The sequence below is a fragment of the Ideonella alba genome (assembly GCF_018069875.1).
Lineage (GTDB): Bacteria > Pseudomonadota > Gammaproteobacteria > Burkholderiales > Burkholderiaceae_C > Ideonella > Ideonella alba.
This window is the reverse complement of sequence record NZ_JAGQDF010000002.1, coordinates 257,137-279,640: the sequence shown is the minus strand read 5'-3', so window position 1 is coordinate 279,640 and position 22,504 is coordinate 257,137. Positions and strand designations below refer to the sequence as shown.

The window sequence follows — 22,504 nt, the reverse complement described above, 5'->3', positions numbered from 1 at the left end:
TCCCGCGCTTTCCCGACTCTGTGATCCCGTTTTGGACAAGATCCTGCTGCAGATCGCGGCCGAGCTGAAGGTTCGGCCCGCCCAGGTCAACACCGCCGTCGAACTGCTCGACGGTGGCGCCACCGTCCCGTTCATCGCCCGCTACCGCAAGGAGGCCACCGACGGCCTCGATGACATCCAGCTGCGCGAGCTGGAGTCGCGTCTGGCCTACCTGCGCGAGCTGGAGGACCGCCGCGCCGCGGTGCTCAAGAGCATCGACGAGCAGGGCAAGCTGACGCCGGAGCTGCGCGCCGCGATCGAGGCGGCGCCCACCAAGCAGGAGCTGGAAGACCTGTACCTGCCCTACAAGCCCAAGCGGCGCACCAAGGGCATGATCGCCCGCGAGGCGGGCATCGAGCCGCTGGCCGATCGCCTGTTCGCTGATCCGGCCCTGGACCCGCTGACCGAGGCCCAGGCCTTTGTCGCCACGTATGACGGCGGCGCTGCCAAGCTGGCCGAGGCCGGCTTTGCCGACGCCTTCGCGGTGCTCGACGGCGTGCGCGACCTGCTGAGCGAGCGCTGGGCCGAGGACGCTGGTCTGGTGGGCACGCTGCGCGAATGGCTGTGGGCCGAGGGCCTGTTCCAGTCGAAGCTGGCGCCGGGCAAGGACGAGAACCACCCCGACCACAGCAAGTTCCGCGACTACTTCGACTACGACGAGCCGATCCGTACCGTGCCCAGCCACCGCGCGCTGGCGGTGTTCCGTGGTCGGGCGCTGGAGATCCTGGACGCCAAGCTGGTGCTGGACGAAGAGATCGTGCCGGGCCAGCCCACGCTGGCCGAGGGCCGGATCGCCCACCACCTGGGCTGGCGCCATGGCAAGCGCCCGGGTGATGAGCTGATCCGCAAGACCATCGCCTGGACCTGGAAGGTCAAGCTGTCGATGAGCCTGGAGCGCGACCTGTTCGCCCGCCTGCGCGAAGCGGCCGAGGCCACCGCGATCAAGGTCTTTGCCGAGAACCTGCGCGATCTGCTGCTGGCCGCGCCCGCCGGTCAGCGCGTGGTGATGGGTCTGGACCCCGGCATCCGCACCGGCGTGAAGGTGGCCGTGGTCAGCGACACCGGCAAGGTGCTGGCCACCAGCACCGTCTATCCGCACGAGCCCAAGTGCGATTGGGAGGGCAGCCTGCACACGCTGGGCCGCCTGGTGGCGGCGCATGGCGTGAACCTGATCGCCATCGGCAACGGCACCGCCAGCCGCGAGACCGACAAGCTGGCGGCCGACCTGATCAAGCGCATCGCCAACCTGGCCCCTGACGTGAAGCTGGAAAAGGTGGTGGTCAGCGAGGCCGGCGCGTCGGTCTACTCGGCGTCCGAGTTCGCCAGCAAGGAGCTGCCGGATCTGGATGTGAGCCTGCGCGGCGCGGTGTCGATCGCGCGCCGGCTGCAGGATCCGCTGGCCGAGCTGGTGAAGATCGAGCCCAAGAGCATCGGGGTCGGCCAGTACCAGCACGATGTCAACCAGAGCGAGCTGGCCAGGACGCTGGACGCCGTGGTGGAAGACTGCGTGAACAAGGTGGGCGTGGACCTGAACACCGCCTCGGCCCCGCTGCTGGCGCAGGTCTCGGGCCTGTCGAACGCCGTGGCCGGCAGCATCGTGCGCTGGCGCGAGGCCAACGGCCGATTCGCCAATCGCCAGCAGCTGCTGCAGGTGACCGGCCTGGGCGCCAAGACCTTTGAGCAGGCGGCGGGCTTTCTGCGCATCCGCGGGGGCGACAACCCGCTGGATCTGTCGGGCGTGCACCCCGAGACCTACCCGGTGGTCGAGAAGATCATTGCCGCCGCGGGCCGGCCGATCCAGGAGCTGATCGGCAATGCCGACGTGATCCGCAAGCTGCGCCCCGAGGCCTTCGCCGACGATCGTTTCGGTGCGATCACCGTGAAGGACATCCTGGCAGAACTGGAAAAGCCCGGCCGCGACCCGCGCCCCGACTTCAAGGTGGCCCGCTTCAACGACGGCGTCGAGGACATCAAGGACCTGAAGGAGGGCATGGTGCTGGAAGGCACGGTGTCCAACGTCGCGCAGTTCGGCGCCTTTGTCGACCTGGGCGTGCACCAGGACGGCCTGGTGCATGTGAGCCAGCTGTCGAACAAGTTCGTGAATGACGCGCGCGAGGTGGTGAAGACCGGCGACATCGTCAAGGTGCGGGTGCTGGAGGTGGACCTGCCGCGCAAGCGCATCAGCCTGACGATGAAGCTGGACGCGGCGGCGGCGCCCAAGTCACGTGGCAGCGACAACAGCTTCCGGCCGGCCGCGCGCCAGGAGCGCCACGGGGGGGGCGGCGCCCGTCAGCCCGAGGCCCAGGGCGCGATGGCCGCGGCCTTCGCCAAGCTCAAGCGCTGACCCCGATGGCCGCTCCCGCGCTGCGCGTGCTGGCCGGCCCGACGGCGCGCCGCTGGCTGCAGGAGCGCGGCTGGCGGCCGCAGGATGTGCGCGTGGTGCCGGCCGCCGCGGGTGGTCCCAAGGGCCTGGTGCTGAACCCGCTGGACCGCTTCCTCTTCGGCCACTGGCTGGCGGGCGATGGTCCGACGATTCATCTGCTGGGCGCCTCGATCGGCGCCTGGCGCATGGCGGCCGCCTGCCGCGGCGATGCCGACGCGGCGCTGGCGCGTCTGGCCGACGCCTATGTGGCGCAGGACTACCCGCACGAGCCCGGCCGCCCGCCGAGCGCGGCCACGGTCAGCGCGGTCTTCAACGACACCCTGGTGCCGCAGGTGGCGGCGGTGTCGGACGAACTGCTGTCCCATCCGCGGCGCAGGCTGCATGTTTTCACCAGCCGCGGCCGCCACCTGCTCGGCCGGGAAGGCCGGCTGCGCACCCCCCTGGGCTACGGGGCCGCCTTCTTCAGCAACCTGGCCAGCCGCCGGGCGCTGGGCGGCTGGCTCGAGCGCGTGGTCTTTTCCGACCCGCGTGATCCGCTGCCGCTGCCGCTGGACGACTTTCGCACGCGCCAGGTCGCGCTGACTGCGGGCAACCTGCAACCGGCGGTGCTGGCCAGCTGCTCGATCCCGTTCTGGCTGAAGGCGGTGCAAGACATCCCCGGCGCGCCGCCGGGTGCCTACTGGGACGGCGGCATCACCGACTACCACCTGCACCTGCGCTACGACCAGCTGGCGCACGATGGCCTGGTGCTCTACCCCCATTTCCAGACCAGCGTGGTGCCGGGCTGGCTGGACAAGGGCCTGCGCGGGCGCCACCGCGCCACCCGCGCGCTCGACCGTGTGGTGCTGCTGGTGCCCTCAGCCGAGTGGATCGCCGGCCTGCCCGGCGGCAAGCTGCCCGACCGGGACGATTTCCGGCGCTTCGGCGACGATCTGGCGGCCCGGATGCGCTGCTGGCGCACCGCCATTGACGCCAGCCGCCGTCTGGCCGACGAGTTCGCCGAGGCCGTGAGCGGCGGCCGGCCGCTGGTGCTCGAGCCGCTGGTCTGAACCACCGGTTACATCCTCGGCCAACCGGACCGGGGGCTGCGGCGTTGAGAGACCATGCGCGGCCCGTCGGCCGTGACCTTGCCTCATGCCATGAACACTCGTCTGCTCCGTCTGTCCACCGTCATCGTCTGCGCCGGCCTGCTGGCCGCCTGCGCCAACCCGCGCCAGGCGCCGGTCTACGAGGAAGGCGCCACCTGGTCGGGCCAGCGCGCCGGGCTGCAGTACGGCACCATCCGCAACATCGAGGATGTCTCGCCGCGCGAGAACACCAGCGGCGCCGGGGCGCTGATCGGCGGCGTGGTGGGCGCCGTGGTCGGCCGCCAGATCGGCTCCGGCAGCGGCCGCACCGCCGGCACCATCGTCGGTGCGGTGGGCGGCGCGGTGGCCGGCAACGAGATCGAGAAGCACAACACCCAGCCGGCCGGTCGCTACCGCGTGCAGGTCGCGATCGACGGTGGCCAGGTGCGCACCTTCAACCTGGCCCAGATCGGTGACCTGCGCACCGGCGACCGCGTGGTGGTCGACGGGCAGACCGTTCGCCGCTACTGAGCGCCCACCGGGCGGCTGGCCGGCGTGCAGCCCGCTGCGCGCCCGGTGCCGGATCGTCCGGATCGGGTCGGCGTTGCCTTCGCCGGGCGCCAGGGCGGCTACAATCGGGACATCCCCACCACAAGAGCAGAGAAAGGCGACACGGGTTATGACACCGCGAACTACGACCTTCGTCACTGAGGTTTAGTCGGCCGCGGCTGGAATACACACGACCCCACGTCACCCCTGTTCCTGAAGAAAGCGCGGCTGCAGCAGCTGCGCTTTTTTCATTTCCGAAGGAGATTGCCCGATGATCACGATCACGCTGCCCGATGGCTCCCAGCGCGAGTACCCGGCCCCCTTGACGGTGGCCGACGTGGCCGCCTCGATCGGCACCGGCCTGGCCAAGGCCGCGCTGGGCGGCAAGGTCGGCCGTGGCGAGGCCGCGCGGCTGGTGGACACCAGCTTCCTGCTCGATCAGGACAGTGCGCTGGCGATCATCACCGACAAGCAGCCCGAAGGCCTGGAGCTGATCCGCCACTCCACCGCCCACCTGCTGGCCTATGCGGTCAAGGAGCTGTTCCCCGAAGCCCAGGTGACCATCGGCCCGGTCATCGAGAACGGCTTCTACTACGACTTCTCCTACAAGCGCCCGTTCACGCCCGAGGACCTGGAAGCCATCGAGAAAAAGATGGCCGAGCTGGCGAAGAAGGACGAGCCGGTGGTGCGCCGCGTGCTGCCGCGCGACGAGGCGGTGGCGTACTTCAAGGGCCTGGGCGAGCACTACAAGGCCGAGATCATCGGCAGCATCCCGGCCGACCAGGATGTCTCGCTGTACCGCGAAGGCGCCTTCGAGGACCTGTGCCGCGGCCCGCACGTGCCCAGCACCGGCAAGCTCAAGCACTTCAAGCTGATGAAGGTGGCCGGTGCCTACTGGCGCGGCGACCACCGCAACGAGATGCTGCAACGCGTCTACGGTACCGCCTGGGCCACGAAGGAAGAGCTGCAGCAGTACCTGACCATGCTGGAGGAGGCCGAGAAGCGCGACCACCGTCGCCTGGGACGCGAGCTGGACCTGTTCCACATCGACGAGCACTCGCCCGGCACGGTCTTCTGGCACCCCAAGGGCTGGGCCGTGTGGCAGGAGGTGGAGCAGTACATGCGCCGCGTCTACCGCGACAACGGCTACCAGGAGGTCAAGGGTCCGCAACTGCTGGACCAGGGCCTGTGGGAGAAGACCGGCCACTGGCAGAAGTACCGCGAGAACATGTTCACGACGGAATCGGAGAAGCGCGACTACGCGCTCAAGCCGATGAACTGCCCCGGTCACATCCTGATCTTCAAGCAGGGGATCAAGAGCTACCGCGACCTGCCGCTGCGCTTTGGCGAGTTCGGCCAGTGCCACCGCAACGAGCCCACCGGTGGCCTGCACGGCATCATGCGGGTGCGCGGCTTCACGCAGGACGACGGCCACATCTTCTGCACCGAGGACATGATCCTGCCCGAGTGCCTGGCCTACACCACGTTGCTGCAGAAGGTCTACCAGGACTTCGGCTTCACCGAGATCCTCTACAAGGTCGCCACGCGGCCCGAGCAGCGCATCGGCAGCGACGAGGCCTGGGACAAGGCCGAGCATGCGCTGATGGAAAGCCTGCGCCAGAGCGGCGTGGACTTCGTCGTCTCGCCGGGCGATGGCGCCTTCTACGGCCCGAAGATCGAATACACGCTGAAGGACGCGCTGGGCCGTCAGTGGCAGTGCGGCACCATGCAGGTGGACTTCTTCATGGCCGAGCGCCTGGGCGCCGAGTACGTGGCCGAGGACGGCAGCCGCCGCCACCCGGTGATGCTGCACCGCGCCATCGTCGGCAGCCTGGAGCGTTTCATCGGCATCCTGATCGAACAGCACGCCGGCGCGCTGCCGCTGTGGCTCTCACCGACCCAGGTGGTGGTGGCCAATATCACCGACGCCCAGGCCGATGCCGTGCAGGAAGTGGTGAAAACGCTGCAAAAACAAGGAGTTAGGGCTCAGGCGGATTTGCGCAACGAGAAAATCACGTATAAAATCCGCGAGCATTCCATGCAGAAGGTCCCGTTCATCCTGGTCATTGGTGACAAGGAGAAGGCAAGCGGGGCCGTCGCGGTGCGCGCCCGGGGCAACCAGGATCTGGGGGTGATGCCGGTCAGCGACTTCCTTGCGAAGCTCGCGTCCGACATCGCAGCCAAGGTCTGAGGACGCCTCGGCTTTTTTGCGCTCCAGAGTTTTTGTGTCGGGCTCCGTTCTTGCCTCGGGGCCTGTTGCAGGGGTTTGAACCATCGCTACCTTTCTCGACCGCCGGATTCCCAATGTCGAGCGCAAGCACCGACTGAACCGCGAGATCACCGCTTCCACCGTGCGCCTGAACGGCCCCGAGAACGAGCCACTGGGCATCGTCAGCATCCAGGAGGCGCTGCGCTTGTCGGCCGAACACGACGTGGATCTGGTCGAGATCGCGGCCCAGGCCGATCCGCCGGTCTGCCGGCTGATGGACTACGGCAAGTTCAAGTACCAGGAGCAGAAGCGCGCCGCTGAAGCCAAGTCCAAGCAGAAGGTCATCGAGGTCAAGGAAGTCAAGTTCCGGCCCGGCACCGACGAGGGCGACTACAACATCAAGATGCGCAACCTGCGCCGCTTCATCGCCGAGGACGGCGACAAGGGTAAGGTCACGCTGCGCTTCCGGGGCCGTGAGATCACCCACCAGGACATCGGCATGCGCCTGCTGGAACGCATCCGCGATGAACTGGCGGATGTGGCGGTGGTCGAGCACATGCCCAAGCTCGAAGGCCGCCAGATGATCATGGTGCTGGCACCGAAGAAGAAGTCTTAACCGATTCGCGCCCTGGTCTGGTCACCGGGGCGATGAAGAAAAGCCGCTGCAGGCCATCAAGTGCACCACGCCCGTGGGGCCGCCCAGCAGAGGTCATTGATAAGGAGCATCACATGCCCAAGATGAAGACCAAGAGCAGCGCCAAGAAGCGCTTCCGCGTCCGCCCGGGTGGCACCGTCAAGCGCGGCCAAGCCTTCAAGCGTCACATCCTGACCAAGAAGACCACCAAGAACAAGCGTCACCTGCGTGGTGCAGCCAACGTGCATGAGACCAACATGGGTCACATGGCGCAGATGCTGCCGTTCGCCGGTCTGTAATCACCACCAAGAAGGAGTCAACACATGCCTCGCGTCAAACGTGGTGTTACCGCCCGCGCTCGTCACAAGAAGGTTCTGGCCCTGGCCAAGGGTTTCCGCGGCCGCCGCAAGAACGTCTTCCGCATCGCCAAGCAGGCGGTGATGAAGGCGGGCCAGTACGCCTACCGTGACCGCCGCACCAAGAAGCGCGTCTTCCGCCAGCTGTGGATTGCCCGTATCAACGCCGCCACGCGTGGTCTGGGCCTGACCTACAGCAAGTTCATCGCCGGCCTGAAGAAGGCCCAGATCGACCTGGACCGCAAGGTTCTGTCGGACATGGCGATCCACGATCCGGCCGCTTTTGCTGCCATCGTCGACAAGGTGAAGGCCCAGCTCGCTTGATCCTCTGGAGGCTGCCGCCGGTGCCACTGCGCCGGCAGCGCCCTCAGGACCTCGAAGGCCTCACCTGCCGGTGCGGCCTTTTTTCATTTTTTCCCTGCTTGCAATGAACGATCTCGAACAACTGGTGCAGGCCGCGCGCGACGATTTCGCCGCCGCCGTGACACCGGCCGAGCTGGAGAACGCCAAGGCCCGCTTCCTGGGCAAGGCCGGTCGCGTCACCGACCTGCTCAAGGGCATGGCCGCGCTCAGCCACGAGGAGAAGAAGACCCGTGGCGCCGAGATCAACCAGACCAAGCAGGCGATCGAGTCGCTGCTGACCGAGCGCCGCGCCGCGCTGGCCGACGCCGAGCTGCAGGCGCAACTGCGCGCCGAGGCGCTGGACGTCACGCTGCCGGGGCGTCAGCCGCGCGGCCTGGGTGGGCTGCACCCGGTCTCGCGCAGCATGGAGCGGGTCGAGGCCATCTTCGGCTCGATGGGCTTTGATGTGGCCGACGGCCCCGAGATCGAGGAAGACTGGTTCAACTTCACCGCATTGAACACGCCGGCCGACCACCCGGCGCGGTCGATGCACGACACCTTCTACGTCGACACCGTGGCGCCGGATGGCTCGGGCCACCTGCTGCGCACCCACACCAGCCCGATGCAGGTGCGCTACGCGGTGCAGCATGTGAAGAAGCACGCCGCCGCGCTGGCCGCGGGGCGCAGCATGCCCGAGATCCGTGTCATCGCTCCCGGCCGCACCTACCGCGTCGACAGCGACGCCACCCACTCGCCCATGTTCCACCAGTGCGAAGGCCTGTGGATCGGCGAGAACGTCTCCTTCAAGGACCTGAAGGTGGTGTTCGCCGATTTCTTCCGTACCTTCTTCGAGACCGACGACCTGCAGATCCGCTTCCGGCCGTCGTTCTTCCCGTTCACCGAGCCCTCGGCCGAGGTGGACATCGCCTTCGCCTCCGGCCCGCTCAAGGGCCGCTGGCTGGAGGTGGCCGGCTCCGGCCAGGTGCACCCGAACGTGGTGCGCAACTTCGGCCTCGACCCCGAGCGCTACATCGGCTTCGCCTTCGGCATGGGCTTTGACCGCCTGACGATGCTGCGCTATGGCGTCAACGACCTGCGTCTGTTCTTCGACGGCGACCTGCGCTTCCTGGCCCAGTTCCAGTGATGCCGCACCGCGCCCGCCGCCCCAAGAACACCCATCGGATCTGAAGCATGCAATTCCCCGAGTCCTGGTTGCGCGAGTTCTGCAACCCCGCCATCACCACCGCCGAGCTGGCTGACCTGCTGACCATGGCGGGTCTGGAGGTCGAAGAGATGCGCCCGGTGGCGCCGGCCTTCTCGAAGATCGTCGTGGCCGAGATCGTCGAGGCCGAACAGCACCCCAATGCCGACCGCCTGCGGGTGTGCCGTGTCGATGCCGGCCCGCACAGCAAGGACGGCCCGCTGCAGATCGTCTGCGGCGCGCCCAACGCGCGCGCCGGCATCCGCGTGCCGCTGGCCCTGGTGGGCGCCGAGCTGCCGCCGGCGGAAGACGGCGGTGCGCCCTTCGCGATCAAGGTGGGCAAGCTGCGCGGCGTCGAGAGCTTCGGCATGCTGTGCTCGGCGCGCGAGCTCAAGCTCAGCGAAGACCACGGCGGCCTGCTGGAGCTGCCCGCCGACGCCCCGCTGGGCCAGGACATCCGCCAGTTCCTGAACCTGGATGACACGCTGTTCACCCTCAAGCTCACGCCCAACCTGGCGCACTGCCTGAGCGTCTACGGCATCGCCCGCGAGGTGAGCGCGCTGACCGGCGCGCCGCTTGTCACGCCCGCCATCGCCCCGGTGGCGCCGGCGATCGACGCCACGCTGGCGGTGGACGTGCAGGCCAGCGACCTGTGCGGGCGCTTCAGCGGCCGCATCGTGCGTGGCGTCAACCCGAAGGCGGCCACGCCGGCCTGGATGGTCGAGCGTCTGGCGCGCTGCGGCCAGCGCTCGGTCAGCCCGCTGGTGGATATCTCGAACTATGTGATGTTCGAGTACGGCCGCCCCTCGCACATCTTCGACCTGGACAAGATCCACGGCGGCCTGCAGGTGCGCTGGGCACGCGCGGGCGAATCGCTCAAGCTGCTCAACGGCAACACGGTCGAGCTGGACGGGCAGGTCGGCATCATTGCCGACGACCAGGCCGTGGAGTCGCTGGCCGGCATCATGGGTGGCGACGCCACCGCGGTGTCCGATGACACCGCCAACATCTACATCGAGGCCGCGTTCTGGTGGCCCGCTGCCGTGGCCGGCCGCTCGCGCCGCTACAACTTCGCCACCGACGCCGGACACCGCTTCGAGCGCGGCGTCGACCCGCAGGGCACGGTCGAGCACATCGAGCGCATCACCGCGCTGGTGCAGCAGATCTGCGGCGGTCAGGCCGGTCCGGTGACCGATGTGCAGCCGGCGATGCCGCAGCGCGCACCCGTGCGCCTGCGCGTGGCGCGCGCCGCCAAGGTGATCGGCATGCCGGTCACCCAGGCCCAGTGCGCCAGCGTGCTGCAGCGCCTGGGCCTGCCGTTCACCGAGGCCGATGGCGAGCTCACCGTGACGCCGCCCAGCTGGCGCTTCGACCTGACGATCGAGGAAGACCTGATCGAGGAGGTGGCGCGCGTGCTGGGCTACCAGCAACTGCCCGACACGCCGCCGCAGGCCCCGGTGACGGCCCGCGTGCGCGTCGAGGCCCGTCGCGGCGCCCACGCGGTGCGCCATGCGCTGGCGGCGCTCGATTACCAGGAGACGATCAATTTCAGCTTCGTCGAAGCGCGCTGGGAGCACGAGCTGGCCGGCAACCCCCACCCGATCCAGGTGCTCAACCCGATCGCCGCGCCGCTGGCCGTGATGCGCTCAAGCCTGCTGGGCAGCCTGGTGGGCGTGCTGAAGTACAACCTGGCACGCAAGGCGCCGCGCGTGCGGGTCTTCGAGCTGGGCCGGGTGTTCCGCCGTGACGCCTCGGTGGCCTCCACCGATACCAGCGTGGCAGGGGTGTCGCAGCCGATGCGCGTGGCGGGCCTGGCTTGGGGGCCGGCCGCCGCACTGCAATGGGGCCAAGCTGAGCGCAGCGTCGACTTCTTCGACCTCAAGGCCGACGTCGAGCGCCTGCTGGCGCCGCGCACCGCCGAGTTCGTGGCGGCTGAGCACCCGGCGATGCACCCGGGGCGTTGCGCCGCGGTGCAACTGGATGGGGTGACCATCGGCCACCTGGGCGAGTTGCATCCGAAATGGCGCCAGGCCTATGAGCTGCCGTCGGCACCGCTGATGTTCGAGCTGGACCTGGCGGCCGTACAGCAGCGGCCGGTGCCGCAGGCGCAGGCGGTGCCGCGCCAACAGTCGGCGCTGCGCGATCTGGCGCTGGTGGTGTCCGACCAGGTGGCGCATGACGCGCTGGTCGCCACGCTGGCCGACGATCCGCTGGTGCGCCAGGTCACGTTGTTCGACATCTACCGGCCCAAGGTGCCCAGCGCCGACATCGCCGCCGGTGAGCGCAGCCTGGCCCTGCGGCTGGAGTTGCTGGACGACGAGGCCACGCTGACCGACGAGCGCATCGAGGCCGCGATGGCGGCCGCGGTGGCCCGCGCCCAGACGGCTTTTGGCGCCCGCCTGCGTGGCTGAGAACCTGCCAGACTTCGGTGCGAGACACACCATGAACACAGAACAGTCGATCGACGACACGCCCGCCGCCGGTGCCTCACCGCTGGTCATCCTGCCCAGCCTGGAGACGCCCACGCTGACCAAGGCCGAGCTCAGCGAACTGCTGTTCGAGCGCCTGGGCCTGAACAAGCGTGAGTCGAAGGACATGGTCGAGGCCTTCTTCGAGATCGTCAACGCCGCGCTGGTGTCGGGTGAGGATGTGAAGCTCTCGGGCTTCGGCAACTTCACGATCCGGCGCAAGGCGCCGCGGCCCGGCCGCAATCCCCGCACCGGCGAGGCCATCCCGATTGCTGCACGCAATGTGGTCACATTCCACGCCAGCCAGAAGTTGAAGGCGCTGGTCCAGGGCGACGTGTCCCCGGACGAAGACTTCGAGTAAAGTCTGAGGTCCTCTGGGCCAGGGCCTTGATTTGTCATGGAAGAGCGGGACCAACGCCTGCCGGATATTCCGGCGAAGCGCTACTTCACCATCGGTGAGGTCAGCGAGCTCTGTGGCGTCAAACCCTATGTGCTGCGCTACTGGGAGCAGGAGTTCACGCAGCTCAAGCCGGTCAAGCGGCGCGGCAACCGCCGCTACTACCAGCACCACGAGGTGCTGCTGATCCGCCGCATCCGCGACCTGCTGTACGACCAGGGCTTCACCATCAGTGGGGCCCGCAACCGGCTCAGCGACGCCGCCGCGATGGCCTCTGGCAGCGGTGCGGCCGAGCTGACCGCGCAGGAGCCCGAGGTGAGCGACGGCAGCGCTGGCGTCGAGGTCATCGAGCTGAGCCTGGATGATCTGCCGGTGCACCTGAGCACCCGCCATGTCCGCCAGGAGCTTCTGGCGATTCGCGATCTGCTCGATGTCTGAAAGTGCCTGATTTCAGGCTATACTGCGAGCTTCGTCGGGGTGTAGCGCAGCCTGGTAGCGCACTTGCATGGGGTGCAAGGGGTCGCGAGTTCGAATCCCGCCACCCCGACCATTGAAAACGGCAACGGCCCGGTACCGCAAGGTACCGGGCCTTTTGCTTTTCAAGGGTCCTTGCTGGGCCAGGCGATGGCCGGGCCCGTGCCACTGCGCGGCCCACAGGGCAGGGCGACGGTGCCGCGCTCAGGTGGCAGCGGGCGGCTCGGCGTCCTGGGCCAGCTGCAGCAGGCCCTCGGGCAGTTGCTTGGTGGGCTTCACGCCCAGCTCGCGCAGCATCTCGGCCTGGCGGATCACATTGCCGCGGCCGGCATGCAGCTTGGCCTGCGCGCCATCGAAGGCGTCGCGCGTCTGTTTCAGCCGCTCGCCCACCTTCTCCAGGTCGGCGACGAAGCCGCAGAGCTTGTCGTAGAGCTCGGCGCCGCGGCGGGCAATCTCCTGCGCATTGCGGTTCTGCGCTTCCTGGCGCCACAGGTGGGCCACGGTGCGCACGACGAACAGCAGCGTTGAGGGACTGACCAGCAACACATTGCGCTGCCAGGCGTCCATGAACAGCTCGCCGTCGCTGGTCACCGCCAGCATGAAGGCGGGCTCCACCGGCACGAAGGCGAGCACGAAGTCCAGCGACTGCAGGCCGTAGAGCTGCTGGTAGCCCTTTTCGGACAGGTCGCGGATGTGCTTGCGCACCGATTCGAGGTGCAGGCGCAGCGCGGCCGCGCGCGCATCGTCGTCGGCCGCATTGACGAAGCGCTCGTAGGCCAGCAGCGAGACCTTGGCGTCGACCACCAGGCTGCGCCCTTCGGGCAGCTCGATCACCACGTCGGGCTGGGCCCGGCTGCCGTCCTCGCGGGTCTGGCTGTCCTGCACCCGGTACTCGTGGCCCTTGCGCAGGCCGGAGGCCTCCAGCACGCGCTCGAGCACCAGCTCGCCCCAGTTGCCCTGGGTCTTGGCCTGGCCCTTGAGGGCCCGCGTCAGGTCCTTGGCGTCCTGGCTCAGAGCCTGGTTCAGGGCCGCCAGCTGGCGCACCTGCTCGGCCAGCGCGCTGCGGTCCTTGCCTTCCTGGACATAGACCTCCTCGACCTTGCCCTTGAACTCGCCCAGCTGCTGTCGCAGCGGGTCCAGCAGCTGCGACAGGCTGGCCTGGTTCTGTTCGGCAAAGCGGCGCGACTTGTCCTCGAGGATCTCGTTGGCCAGGGCCTTGAACTGAAGCGACAGCGCTTCGCGTGCATCCTGCAGTTCCTTCAGTCGCAGCTCGGCGTTGCGGCGCTCGCTGTCCAGACGCGCCCGGGTGTCGGCCAGTTCGGCCTGGGTGCTGGCCTGGGCCTCGCTCAGCGCGGTGATGCGGCTCTGGGTCTGGCCCAGTGCGGCCTGTGCCGTGGCCAGTTGCTCGCCCAGTGATTCGGCACGCTCCTGCCAGCGGGCAAGCTGGTTGCTGCCCTCATCGAGCTCCCGGCGCCAGGTCTCGGCCTGGGCGCGCAAGGCCTCATGCTGGCTGCGTTCCAGCGCCAGGGATTGGCCCAGCCCGGCCACACGCTCCTGCAGGGCGGCGCTGTCGGCGCGCGCGCGGGCGGTGGCCATCCACCACCCCAGCAGGGCACCAAGGAGCAAGGCTGCGAGGGCCAAGGCCAGCAGCAGGGGATCGAGGGACATCGGGTGGCGTGGTGGATCGGTTCGGCCACCGACTATAGCCAGCCCGGCGGGCGGCGCTCAGGGCGCCGGTTCAGCGGGTGGCGGACGCAGTTCGTCGACGCGGTAGCCCTCTTGCAGCAGCGCCTTGCGCAGCCAGTCGGGGTGGGCGCCCTGGCCGTCCCAGGTGTCGCCGCTCACGGGGTGGCGGTACTTGATGACTGCCGGCTGCGCAGGTGCCGGTGGCGCTGCGGGCAGCGCGGCCTCGTCGGCGAGGTCATCGGTGGTGATGCCCCAGTACTCCATCAGGGCCTCGATGCGGGCGATGACGGCGGCGCGTTCACGCCGGGACAGCGGGGCCGGCTCGGGAGGCGCGAAGAGCGCCTCGGCGGTGTCGGGCAGGCGGTCGGGGTCGGACATCGTGGAAAGGAACGGGGCCCGGCACCTGGCGGTGGCGGGCCCCGTGGGCCATCAGGCCTTCTTGTTCAGGAGCTCTTCGAGCTCCTTGCAGGACGGTGCACACACCGCCTGTGCCTTGCCCAGCAGCTTGCGGGTCTTCAGCTGCGCCCGGGGGCGATGCTTGCCGCACAGAAAACAGGACATCGTGGCGGCGCCGAAGGCGCCGGTCGCCGAGAACGGCGACCCAGCCACTTTGGAACGGTAACGCAGACCACCGGCATCGATGGCCGTCTTGGGATCGTCCTTGGCCAGAATGACCTCCTTGATTTCGAGTCTTCGACTACCAGCGCCGCGACGCACCCTCAGGATCCTGCGCGCACGCCAGTCAACTTCCCATTATCCCACGAAGAGGCTCGAAAGACCCGAGGGTCTCAGTCGCTGACGCTGGGGTTTGCCCGAGTTGGTGCCAGGGGCAGCCACAGCGTCACCGCGGTGCCGACGCCGGCCGTGCTCTCGACGCTGAGCCCGCCACCCTGCAGGGTCATGATCTCCTCGACGATGCTCATGCCCAGACCGGTGCCCGGCACATTGCCCGAGGCATCGGCGCGGTAGAAGCGCTCGGTCACGCGGGCCAGCTGTTCAGGCGTCATGCCGATGCCCTCGTCGCTGATGCGCAGCCCGACGGCGCCCGGCTTGTCCGGGGGCGGCTCAACCAGGGTCATCGTGACCTCGCCCTGGCTGGAGTACTTGTAGGCATTGCTGGTGACGTTGCCGATCGCCTGGCGCAGCTTGAGACGGTCGGCGCTGACCAGCGCGCTGCGCCTCTCGGGCAGCGCCAGGCGGATCGGCGCACGGCCTTCCGGGGCGATCCAGTCGCTGGCCACTTCCCGCGCCAGGGCCGCCAGGTCCAGCAGTTCGTAGCTGAAGTCCTTGCCTTGCCGCGCCTCGATGCGCGCCAGGTCCAGGAGCTCATTGAGGATGGCGATCATCAGCTGGGTCTGGCGCCGGACCGTCTCCAGCACGTCGCGTCGACGCTCGGGGCCCAGCTCGCGCATCAGCATCAGCTCGACGAAGCCGTGGATGCTGGTCATGGGTGTGCGCAGCTCGTGGGCGGCGGTGGACAGGAACTCGCTCTTCAGCCGATCCACCTCGGTCTGATGCGTGACATCGCGCACATGCAGCACCTGGCTGACGGCGCCGCCGCCGCCGGCATGCAGGCCCAGTTCCAGCGCACGCCGCTGGGGCCGCGCCAGCTCCAGCACCACGCGCACCGGGGCGCCATCGTCGCGGTTGTGGCGCAGCCGGGTGGCGTCTGGCGGGGGCGCATCGGCCGCGGCGTGGCGATGCAGCAGGGCGAACAGGCCCGTGTCATCCAGCCCCAGCAGCGTCGACTCCTGCAGGCCGGTCAGGGCCTGGAAGGCCGGGCTGACCAGGCTGATCCTGCCATCGCGGTCGAAGGACACGAAGCCGTCGGGGCTGAGGGTGAAGATGGCGTCGAGCTGGTCGCCGCGTGCCTGCAGCTGCGCCACCAGCGCAGCAATCAGGCGCGTGACCGCCTGCAGCGTGCCGTCGCTGCCGGTGGGGTCCAGATCGGGGCTGCGGTCGTGCAGCAGGCCCTCCAGCACGCCACGCAGCGACACCAGCGCCGCCTCGCGGCTGGCGACCTCGGCCCGCAGTTGCTGGTCCAGTGCGTGCTGTTCGCTGATGTCCCGGCAGGCCAGCACATAGCCCGCCACCTGCCCACCGGTGTCGCCGCCGTGGACCACAGTGAGGGTGGTGTCGAGCACACGCCGGTGATCGCCGTGCCCAAGTTGGCAGAGCCGGTGCTCCCAGGGGCGACTGTCCAGCGGGCCTGGAAAGATGTCGGGCAGCGCCAGATGGGCGGGCTCGCCCAGCAGCGTGCGGCCATCGGCGGCCAGCATGGCCTTGGCCGCCGGATTGGCCACGATGATGCGCCCGCCGCGGTCCAGGGTGAGCACGCCATCGCCGATCGCCCCCAGCGTCACCGCCGCCTGCTCACGTTGCGCCTGCAGGCTGGCAGCGGCCTGGTTGAGGACCTCGAAGGTCTGGCGAAACTCGATTGGCGCGTCGGCCGACAGCCCTGGTTGGCTGGCCGCCGTGCCGGCCTGGAGCTCGGCCTGCAGGTGGCGGATGCGGTCGAGGTTGCCCAGCCAGTTGGTCAGCGGCCAGCGGATCAGCAGCAGGCCGAAGACCAGGCCTGCCAGGGCCAGCCACAGCGCCATGCGGGTCTGCTGCCAGAGGCTGCCGGCGACACGGTCCGGCGCGATCTGCAGGCGCAGCACGCCGTAGTCGCGGCCACCCACCGAGATCGGCAGGTTGGAGTCGTAGAGCCGATCGGCAAACAAGCTGGCCAGCCACCGCGGTGGGTCCACGTCCAGCGGCGTGTCATAGCTGGCGCTGACCTGGGCGCCGCTGACGTCGATGAACTGGGCGGCGCCGATGTCCGAGTTGCGCAGCGAGCGCTCCAGCGTATGCTTGATCGTGTCGTAGTCGCCAATCACCGCGGCGTCGGCCACGGCTGGCGCGATGACGGTGGCCAGCGTGGCCACCTGGTCCTCGGTCCGCTCAAGCTGGGTGGTGAACTGGAAGCGGTAGAACAGCAGCAGTCCGCCGGCCACGAATCCCACCAGGGCCAGCGTGTACAGCCCGAAGACCCGGCCGACCAGTGACCGGGGAAGCAGCAGTCGCAGCAGCGCCACGGACGCTCAGTGCAGTGACGCGGGCGCCGTCTGGTAGAAACGGCGGTAGGGCGCGTACTCGCTGCCGTCGGAGGCCACGAAGTAGGCCTCGGCGGTCAGGCCCACCTGTTCCGAGGCCTTGAGCAGGAGGTCTCTGCCCACCGGATCCTTGTGCATGTTGATGAAGGCACTGGCCACGGCCTGGGCGTCGCGCTCGGGGACCTTGGATGACACCATCAGCGCCAGGTCATGCAGCGGCTCGGTGCCCCAGAGCACGCGGTACTTCTTGCCCTCACGGCGGGCATAGCCCTCGGCGAGTTGCGAGTTGACGCCGGCGGCAGCGGCCTTGCCGGAAAAGAGCTGCACCAGGGCGCCGTCGGTGTTGCCGCCGAAGACCACCTTGACGTCGATCTTCTTCGACAGCATGTGGGCGTACGGAAACTTGTAGGACACCGTGGCCTCCGGGCCGGGGAACACCACTTCCTTGCCCTGCAACTGCGCCAGGCTGGTGATCGGCGAGTCATCCGGCACGATCACCACGCCTTGCACCGGTGGCGTCTGCCGGCGACCGAAGACGCGCCAGCCGAGTTTCTCGCGTTCGGGACTGAACAGGTGGTTGGTGAAGACAAACTCGACCTCCTGCGCCAGCACATAGGCCGTGGTGTCGGCAGAGGTGCGGCCGATCTTCAGGTTCAGGCGCACACCGCTCTTCTCGCTGACGTACGAGATGATCGGGTTCCAGTACGAGGCGGTCAGGTTGATGCCGTACTGGTTGACCGGCGAGAACCGATAGCCCGGGCTGTCCGCCTGGGCGATGGCGCTGGCGCCAAGGCAGGTCACGAGTGCGGCGCGCAGCAGTCGAATCAGGGCTTTGGGCATGGCAGCGGCTGGAATGGACGTGGGAACCCCGCCCGGACGCGGGCAGGTCGACGCCACTGTATCGGCCGCAGGGGGCGCCACTTGAGAGGCGCCCCGGGAAGGGCCCTCAGTCCGCGGGCCGGATCGATCCGCTGCCACTGCTGGCGCGCTGCACCTGTGGGGGCCGACCCAGGTAGCGGATATCACCCGAACCCGCGACGCTGGCATCCAGGCGTTCGCTGGCGCGCACACTGGCGTCGCCGCTGCCAGCCACGCTGATCCGGACCTGTCGGCAGTCCAGATCGCCTGCCGAGATGTCGCCACTGCCGGCCACCGCCATGGCGGCCGTGGTGCATCGACCGCTGAGTCGCACATCGCCGGAGCCCGACAGCCGGACCTCCAGCGACTCCACCTGCAGCTCGCGGCCGTCCACATCGCCCGAGCCGGCCACGCGCACCGTCAGGGCCGGCAGCTTGAAGGACTGCAGAGCCAGGTTGCCGCTGCCCAGCAGCTCGACCATGTCGATCGCCGGCACCTGCACCCGCACCTGGGGCGTGCCCTGCATCCAGCCGATGCGCTCGGCGGGTCGCACGACCAGCGTATCCCCCTCCACCTGGGTCAGCACCTTGGCCAGGAGCTTGGCGTCGCCTCGCACCAGGGCCTGGACGGCCGTTCCGGGCGAGACCTGCACGTCGAAGGAGCCCTCCACCCGGATCCGGTGGAAGCTGCCCAGCGGACGCTGCTGTTCGGCAGTGTCGGCCTGGGCCAGCCCGCACAGGGCAAGGGCGGTGGCGGCGAGGGCAAGGCGGGTGGGCTTCATCGATGGCTCCTGGGGCAAGACGAGTGGTCTCAGCCTAGGGGGCCGCAGGCCGGGTGACCAGCCTCATGCGACGAAGTGCAGCCAGCGCCGATCGACCGTCAGCTGTCGACGTCGACCCAGCGCTGATCGACCAGGCGCTGGTGCGGGCGGAACTGCGCCTTGTAGGCCATCTTCGGGCTGTCGGTGATCCAGTAGCCCAGGTACAGGTAGGGCAGTTGCATCTGCCGGGCCTGCTCAATTTGCCACAGCACGCCATAGGTGCCGTAGCTGGCCCGCACGTCGGGGTCGTAGAAGGTGTAGACCGCGGACAGGCCGTCACTGAGGATGTCGACGATCGACACCATGCGCAGGACGCCCGGACCGCCGCCCTCCACCGGTTCGCGGAACTCCACCAGGCGCGAATTGACACGGCTTTGCAGGAGGAACTGCGTGTACTGGTCGACGCTGTCATGGTCCATGCCGCCACCGGCGTGGCGGCCCGCCTGGTAGCGCAGGTACAGCGCATAGTGCTCCTGGGCGAAGCCCAGACGCATCACCCGGGCGCGCAGGTGGCCGTGGCTCTTCCAGCAGCGGCGCTGGCTGCGGTTGGGGGCGAAGCGCTCGACCGGCAGCCGCATCGGCTCGCAGGCGCGACAGCCGTCGCACAGCGGCCGGTAGGTGAACAGGCCGCTGCGGCGGAATCCGCAGGCGACCAGCGCCGAATAGGTCTCGGCGTGGATCAGGTGGCCGGGGGTGGCCACCTGCGAGCGGGCCTGCCGGTGGGGCAGGTAGCTGCAGGGATACGGAGCGGTTGCGTAGAACTGCAACGACGCAAACGGGGCTTCCTTGGGGTGCGTCACATCGGCTCGGACAAGGGCAGCAGGTGGTTCCAGTGGCGCCGATCATAGGTCCAGGCGGGCGGCGCGGCATCGACCCGGTCGGCCAGCAGGGCTTCGAAGCGGCTGCGGCCGATCGGCCGCGCGCCCAGGCTGGCCAGGTGCGCGGTCTCCTGCTGGCAGTCGATCCAGTCGAGGCCGTGGCCGCGGCACCAGGCGACCAGCGCGCACAGCGCGAGTTTCGAGGCATCGGTGCGGTGCGCGAACATCGACTCGCCGAACACCATGCGGCCGACCAGGTTCAGGTACAGGCCGCCCACCAGCCGCCCGTCGACCCAGGTTTCGACGCTGTGCGTCACACCGGCGCGGTGCAGTTCGATGTAGGCCGCCACCATCGACGGCACGATCCAGGTGCCGCGCTGGCCATGCCGCGGCGTGGTGGCGCAGGCACTGATGACGGCGCGCACGTCGTGGTCGAAGCGGATCTCGCAGGCCGGATCGGCCAGGAAGCGCTGCAGGCTGCGGCGCAGCGAGCGCGACAGCTTGAACTCGGCCACCGGCAGCACCATGCGCGGGTCGGGCGACCACCACAACACCGGTTGGCCGGGGCCAAACCAGGGGAAGATGCCGCGCCGGTAGGCCTCGACCAGCCGGGGCACCGACAGGCTGCCGCCGGCCGCCAGCAGTCCGGGTGCGTCGGTGCGATCGTCCAGCGCCAGCGCGGTGGGCGGGAACGGGGTGTCGTCTTGGAGCCAGGGCAGGGCCATGGTGCGAGCATAGCCACAAGCAGCGCCGGGTCCATGAAAAAGGCCGCCCGAAGGCGGCCAGGGTGCACGGCTTGCGCCGGTTCAGTTGGAGGCGGCGCTGGCCACCACGGCCGGCGCCGGGGCCGCCGGCTCGGCCGTGGCCGGGGCGGTGACCGCCGGCGGCGAGGCGTGGGTGGCGGCCGCGCCGTGGCTGGCGGTACCCGCGCCAGGCAGCAGCGGCACGATCAGCAGCGCCACGATGTTGATGATCTTGATCAACGGGTTGACGGCCGGGCCGGCGGTGTCCTTGTAGGGGTCGCCCACGGTGTCACCGGTGACCGCCGCCTTGTGCGCTTCGGAGCCCTTCTTGTGGACGACACCGTTGCTGTCGGTGAAGCCTTCCTCGATCAGCTTCTTGGCGTTGTCCCAGGCGCCGCCGCCGGTGCACATGCTGATGCCGACGAACAGGCCGGTGACGATGGTGCCCATCAGCAGGCCGCCCAGTGCGGCCGGGCCCAGCAGCTTGCCGACGATGATCGGCACCACCACCGGCAGCAGCGACGGGACGATCATTTCCTTGATCGCCGCCGTGGTCAGCATGTCGACCGCGGCGCTGTAGTCGGGCTTCTTCTTGCCGGCCATGATCTCGCCGCCCTGGAACTGGCGGCGCACTTCCACCACCACCGAGCCGGCGGCGCGGCCGACGGCCTCCATCGCCATGGCGCCGAACAGGTAGGGGATCAGGCCGCCGATGAACAGGCCGACGATCACCATGTGGTTCGACAGGTCGAAGGTGACGTTCAGGCCATGCGCCTCCAGCGCGTGGGTGTAGTCGGCGAACAGCACCAGCGCGGCCAGACCGGCCGAGCCGATGGCGTAGCCCTTGGTCACCGCCTTGGTGGTGTTGCCCACCGCGTCCAGCGGGTCGGTCACATCACGCACGCTGTCGGGCAGTTCGGCCATCTCGGCGATGCCGCCACCGTTGTCGGTGATCGGGCCGTAGGCGTCCAGCGCGACGATGATGCCGGCCATGCTGAGCATGGCGGTGGCACCGACGGCAATGCCGTACAGGCCGGCCAGCGAGTGGGCGGCGATGATGGCCAGGCAGACCATGATCACCGGCCACGCGGTGGACTTCATGCTGACGCCCAGACCGGCGATCACGTTGGTGCCGTGGCCGGTGGTGGAGGCCTGCGCCACGTGCTGCACCGGTGCGTACTGGGTACCGGTGTAGTACTCGGTGATCCAGACCATGCCGGCGGTCAGCAGCAGGCCCACGGCACAGCTGCCGAAGAGTGCCATGGCCGACACCGTGCCGCCCGCGGCCAGCGCCAGACCGTTGGGGAACATCTGCGCCGTGACGAAGTAGAAAGCCACCAGCGAGATGACGCCCGCGATGATCAGGCCCTTGTACAGCGCCGGCATCACGTTCTTCATGCCGGGGCTGGCCTTGACGAAGCTGCAGCCGATGATCGAGGCGATGATCGACACGCCGCCCAGCATCAGCGGATAGACCGCCGCGGCCATGCTGGCCGAACTGGCCACCAGCAGGGCGCCCAGCGCCATCGTCGCGATCAGCGTGACGGCGTAGGTCTCGAACAGGTCAGCGGCCATGCCGGCGCAGTCGCCCACGTTGTCGCCCACGTTGTCGGCGATCACCGCGGGGTTGCGGGGGTCGTCTTCAGGGATGCCGGCTTCAACCTTGCCCACCAGGTCGGCGCCCACGTCGGCGCCCTTGGTGAAGATGCCGCCGCCCAGGCGGGCGAAGATGGAAATCAGGCTGGAGCCGAAGGCCAGACCCAGCAGCGGCTTCAACGTGGCCGAATCAGCCTGCGTGCCGCCACTGAGGTACCAGAAGAAGGCGCCCACGCCCAGCAGGCCCAGACCCACCACCAGCATGCCGGTGATGGCGCCGCCCTTGAAGGCCACGTCCAGCGCCGGGCCGATGCCCTTGGTGGCGGCCTGCGTGGTGCGCACGTTGGCGCGCACCGACACGTTCATGCCGATGAAGCCGCAGGCGCCCGAGAGCACCGCCCCCAGCACGAAGCCCACCGCGGTGGTGCTGCCCAGTTGCCAGAAGATCAGCACCGCCAGCACCACGCCGACGATGCTGATGGTCTTGTACTGGCGCGCCAGGTAGGCGGCGGCACCCTGCTGGATCGCCCCGGCGATCTCCTGCATGCGGGCGTTGCCCGCATCCTGGCTCAGGATCCAGCCTCGTTGAACGAAGCCATAGACGACGGCCAGCAGGCCGCACGCGAGCGCGACATAGAGCGCCACGGTGGTGGACATCAAATGTTCTCCTTCCTCTCACAGACCCATCGAATGATCTGATCCCGGCGGCTTGGGCGCACTCATCGCCTCTCCCCCGGGGTCGGCGCCGGCCATGCTAGTGGAGGAAGCC

At 68.9% G+C, this 22,504-nt stretch carries 20 protein-coding genes and 1 tRNA gene; 12 read left to right on the top strand and 9 right to left on the bottom strand.

Going from position 1 to position 22,504, the window contains the following annotated elements; translation table 11 throughout:
• Nucleotides 1-31 precede the first annotated feature (31 nt).
• The 12 genes from KAK07_RS04270 to KAK07_RS04215 all read left to right on the top strand — a co-directional run bounded on the left by KAK07_RS04270 (nt 32) and on the right by KAK07_RS04215 (nt 12,195).
• Nucleotides 32-2,383 carry a Tex family protein gene (locus KAK07_RS04270; protein WP_210859194.1) on the top strand — a complete coding sequence of 784 codons (2,352 nt, stop codon included), beginning with the start codon at nt 32-34 and terminating at the stop codon, nt 2,381-2,383.
• Between the two features lie 5 nt (nt 2,384-2,388).
• Complete coding sequence (locus KAK07_RS04265; RefSeq protein ID WP_210859192.1) at nt 2,389-3,471, top strand: patatin-like phospholipase family protein; 1,083 nt, start codon at nt 2,389-2,391, stop codon at nt 3,469-3,471.
• Nucleotides 3,472-3,561: 90 nt separating this feature from the next.
• The gene (locus KAK07_RS04260; protein ID WP_210855105.1) at nt 3,562-4,020 is read left to right on the top strand and encodes a glycine zipper 2TM domain-containing protein; all 459 of its coding nucleotides are present in this window, start codon (nt 3,562-3,564) and stop codon (nt 4,018-4,020) included.
• Between the two features lie 289 nt (nt 4,021-4,309).
• A complete protein-coding gene (gene thrS / locus KAK07_RS04255) occupies nt 4,310-6,229 on the top strand; it encodes a threonine--tRNA ligase (protein ID WP_210855107.1) in 1,920 nt (639 codons plus the stop codon).
• Between the two features lie 82 nt (nt 6,230-6,311).
• Nucleotides 6,312-6,863, top strand: coding sequence for a translation initiation factor IF-3 (gene infC / locus KAK07_RS04250; protein ID WP_210855186.1), 552 nt, complete (start codon nt 6,312-6,314; stop codon nt 6,861-6,863).
• Between the two features lie 113 nt (nt 6,864-6,976).
• Entirely contained in the window at nt 6,977-7,180 is a 204-nt protein-coding gene (gene rpmI, locus KAK07_RS04245; RefSeq protein WP_210802363.1) for a 50S ribosomal protein L35, read from the top strand.
• 24 nt (nt 7,181-7,204) lie between these two features.
• A complete protein-coding gene (gene rplT, locus KAK07_RS04240; RefSeq protein ID WP_210802364.1) occupies nt 7,205-7,561 on the top strand; it encodes a 50S ribosomal protein L20 in 357 nt (118 codons plus the stop codon).
• 103 nt (nt 7,562-7,664) lie between these two features.
• Nucleotides 7,665-8,723 carry a phenylalanine--tRNA ligase subunit alpha gene (pheS, locus tag KAK07_RS04235; RefSeq protein ID WP_210859189.1) on the top strand — a complete coding sequence of 353 codons (1,059 nt, stop codon included), beginning with the start codon at nt 7,665-7,667 and terminating at the stop codon, nt 8,721-8,723.
• 47 nt (nt 8,724-8,770) lie between these two features.
• The gene (gene pheT, locus KAK07_RS04230; RefSeq protein WP_210859187.1) at nt 8,771-11,191 is read left to right on the top strand and encodes a phenylalanine--tRNA ligase subunit beta; all 2,421 of its coding nucleotides are present in this window, start codon (nt 8,771-8,773) and stop codon (nt 11,189-11,191) included.
• Nucleotides 11,192-11,222: 31 nt separating this feature from the next.
• Nucleotides 11,223-11,609 (top strand): integration host factor subunit alpha, encoded by a 387-nt coding sequence (locus KAK07_RS04225; protein ID WP_210855111.1) that lies wholly within the window; start codon nt 11,223-11,225, stop codon nt 11,607-11,609.
• Between the two features lie 36 nt (nt 11,610-11,645).
• A complete protein-coding gene (locus KAK07_RS04220) occupies nt 11,646-12,083 on the top strand; it encodes a MerR family transcriptional regulator (protein ID WP_210855113.1) in 438 nt (145 codons plus the stop codon).
• Between the two features lie 35 nt (nt 12,084-12,118).
• Nucleotides 12,119-12,195, top strand: a tRNA-Pro gene (locus tag KAK07_RS04215).
• Nucleotides 12,196-12,323: 128 nt separating this feature from the next.
• On the opposite strand, the gene KAK07_RS04210 is transcribed toward KAK07_RS04215, so the two are convergent.
• From KAK07_RS04210 to KAK07_RS04170, 9 genes are all read right to left on the bottom strand, one after another.
• Nucleotides 12,324-13,787, bottom strand: a complete 1,464-nt coding sequence (locus KAK07_RS04210; protein ID WP_210855115.1) for a DNA recombination protein RmuC — start codon at nt 13,785-13,787, stop codon at nt 12,324-12,326.
• Nucleotides 13,788-13,844: 57 nt separating this feature from the next.
• Nucleotides 13,845-14,183 carry an H-NS histone family protein gene (locus KAK07_RS04205; protein ID WP_210855117.1) on the bottom strand — a complete coding sequence of 113 codons (339 nt, stop codon included), beginning with the start codon at nt 14,181-14,183 and terminating at the stop codon, nt 13,845-13,847.
• Nucleotides 14,184-14,234: 51 nt separating this feature from the next.
• On the bottom strand, nt 14,235-14,474 hold the full coding sequence (locus KAK07_RS04200) for a hypothetical protein (protein WP_210855188.1): 240 nt from the start codon (nt 14,472-14,474) through the stop codon (nt 14,235-14,237).
• Between the two features lie 119 nt (nt 14,475-14,593).
• A complete protein-coding gene (locus tag KAK07_RS04195; RefSeq protein WP_210855119.1) occupies nt 14,594-16,882 on the bottom strand; it encodes a PAS domain-containing sensor histidine kinase in 2,289 nt (762 codons plus the stop codon).
• A 6-nt stretch (nt 16,883-16,888) separates the two neighbouring features.
• The gene (locus KAK07_RS04190; RefSeq protein ID WP_210855120.1) at nt 16,889-17,740 is read right to left on the bottom strand and encodes a phosphate/phosphite/phosphonate ABC transporter substrate-binding protein; all 852 of its coding nucleotides are present in this window, start codon (nt 17,738-17,740) and stop codon (nt 16,889-16,891) included.
• Between the two features lie 106 nt (nt 17,741-17,846).
• Nucleotides 17,847-18,539 carry a head GIN domain-containing protein gene (locus tag KAK07_RS04185; protein ID WP_210855122.1) on the bottom strand — a complete coding sequence of 231 codons (693 nt, stop codon included), beginning with the start codon at nt 18,537-18,539 and terminating at the stop codon, nt 17,847-17,849.
• 98 nt (nt 18,540-18,637) lie between these two features.
• Entirely contained in the window at nt 18,638-19,378 is a 741-nt protein-coding gene (locus KAK07_RS04180) for an arginyltransferase (protein ID WP_210855124.1), read from the bottom strand.
• Nucleotides 19,375-20,121 carry a leucyl/phenylalanyl-tRNA--protein transferase gene (gene aat / locus KAK07_RS04175; protein WP_210855125.1) on the bottom strand — a complete coding sequence of 249 codons (747 nt, stop codon included), beginning with the start codon at nt 20,119-20,121 and terminating at the stop codon, nt 19,375-19,377. The genes KAK07_RS04180 and aat overlap by 4 nt, the downstream gene beginning before the upstream one ends.
• A gap of 81 nt (nt 20,122-20,202) precedes the next feature.
• Nucleotides 20,203-22,392, bottom strand: coding sequence for a sodium-translocating pyrophosphatase (locus KAK07_RS04170; protein WP_210855127.1), 2,190 nt, complete (start codon nt 22,390-22,392; stop codon nt 20,203-20,205).
• Nucleotides 22,393-22,504 lie beyond the last annotated feature (112 nt).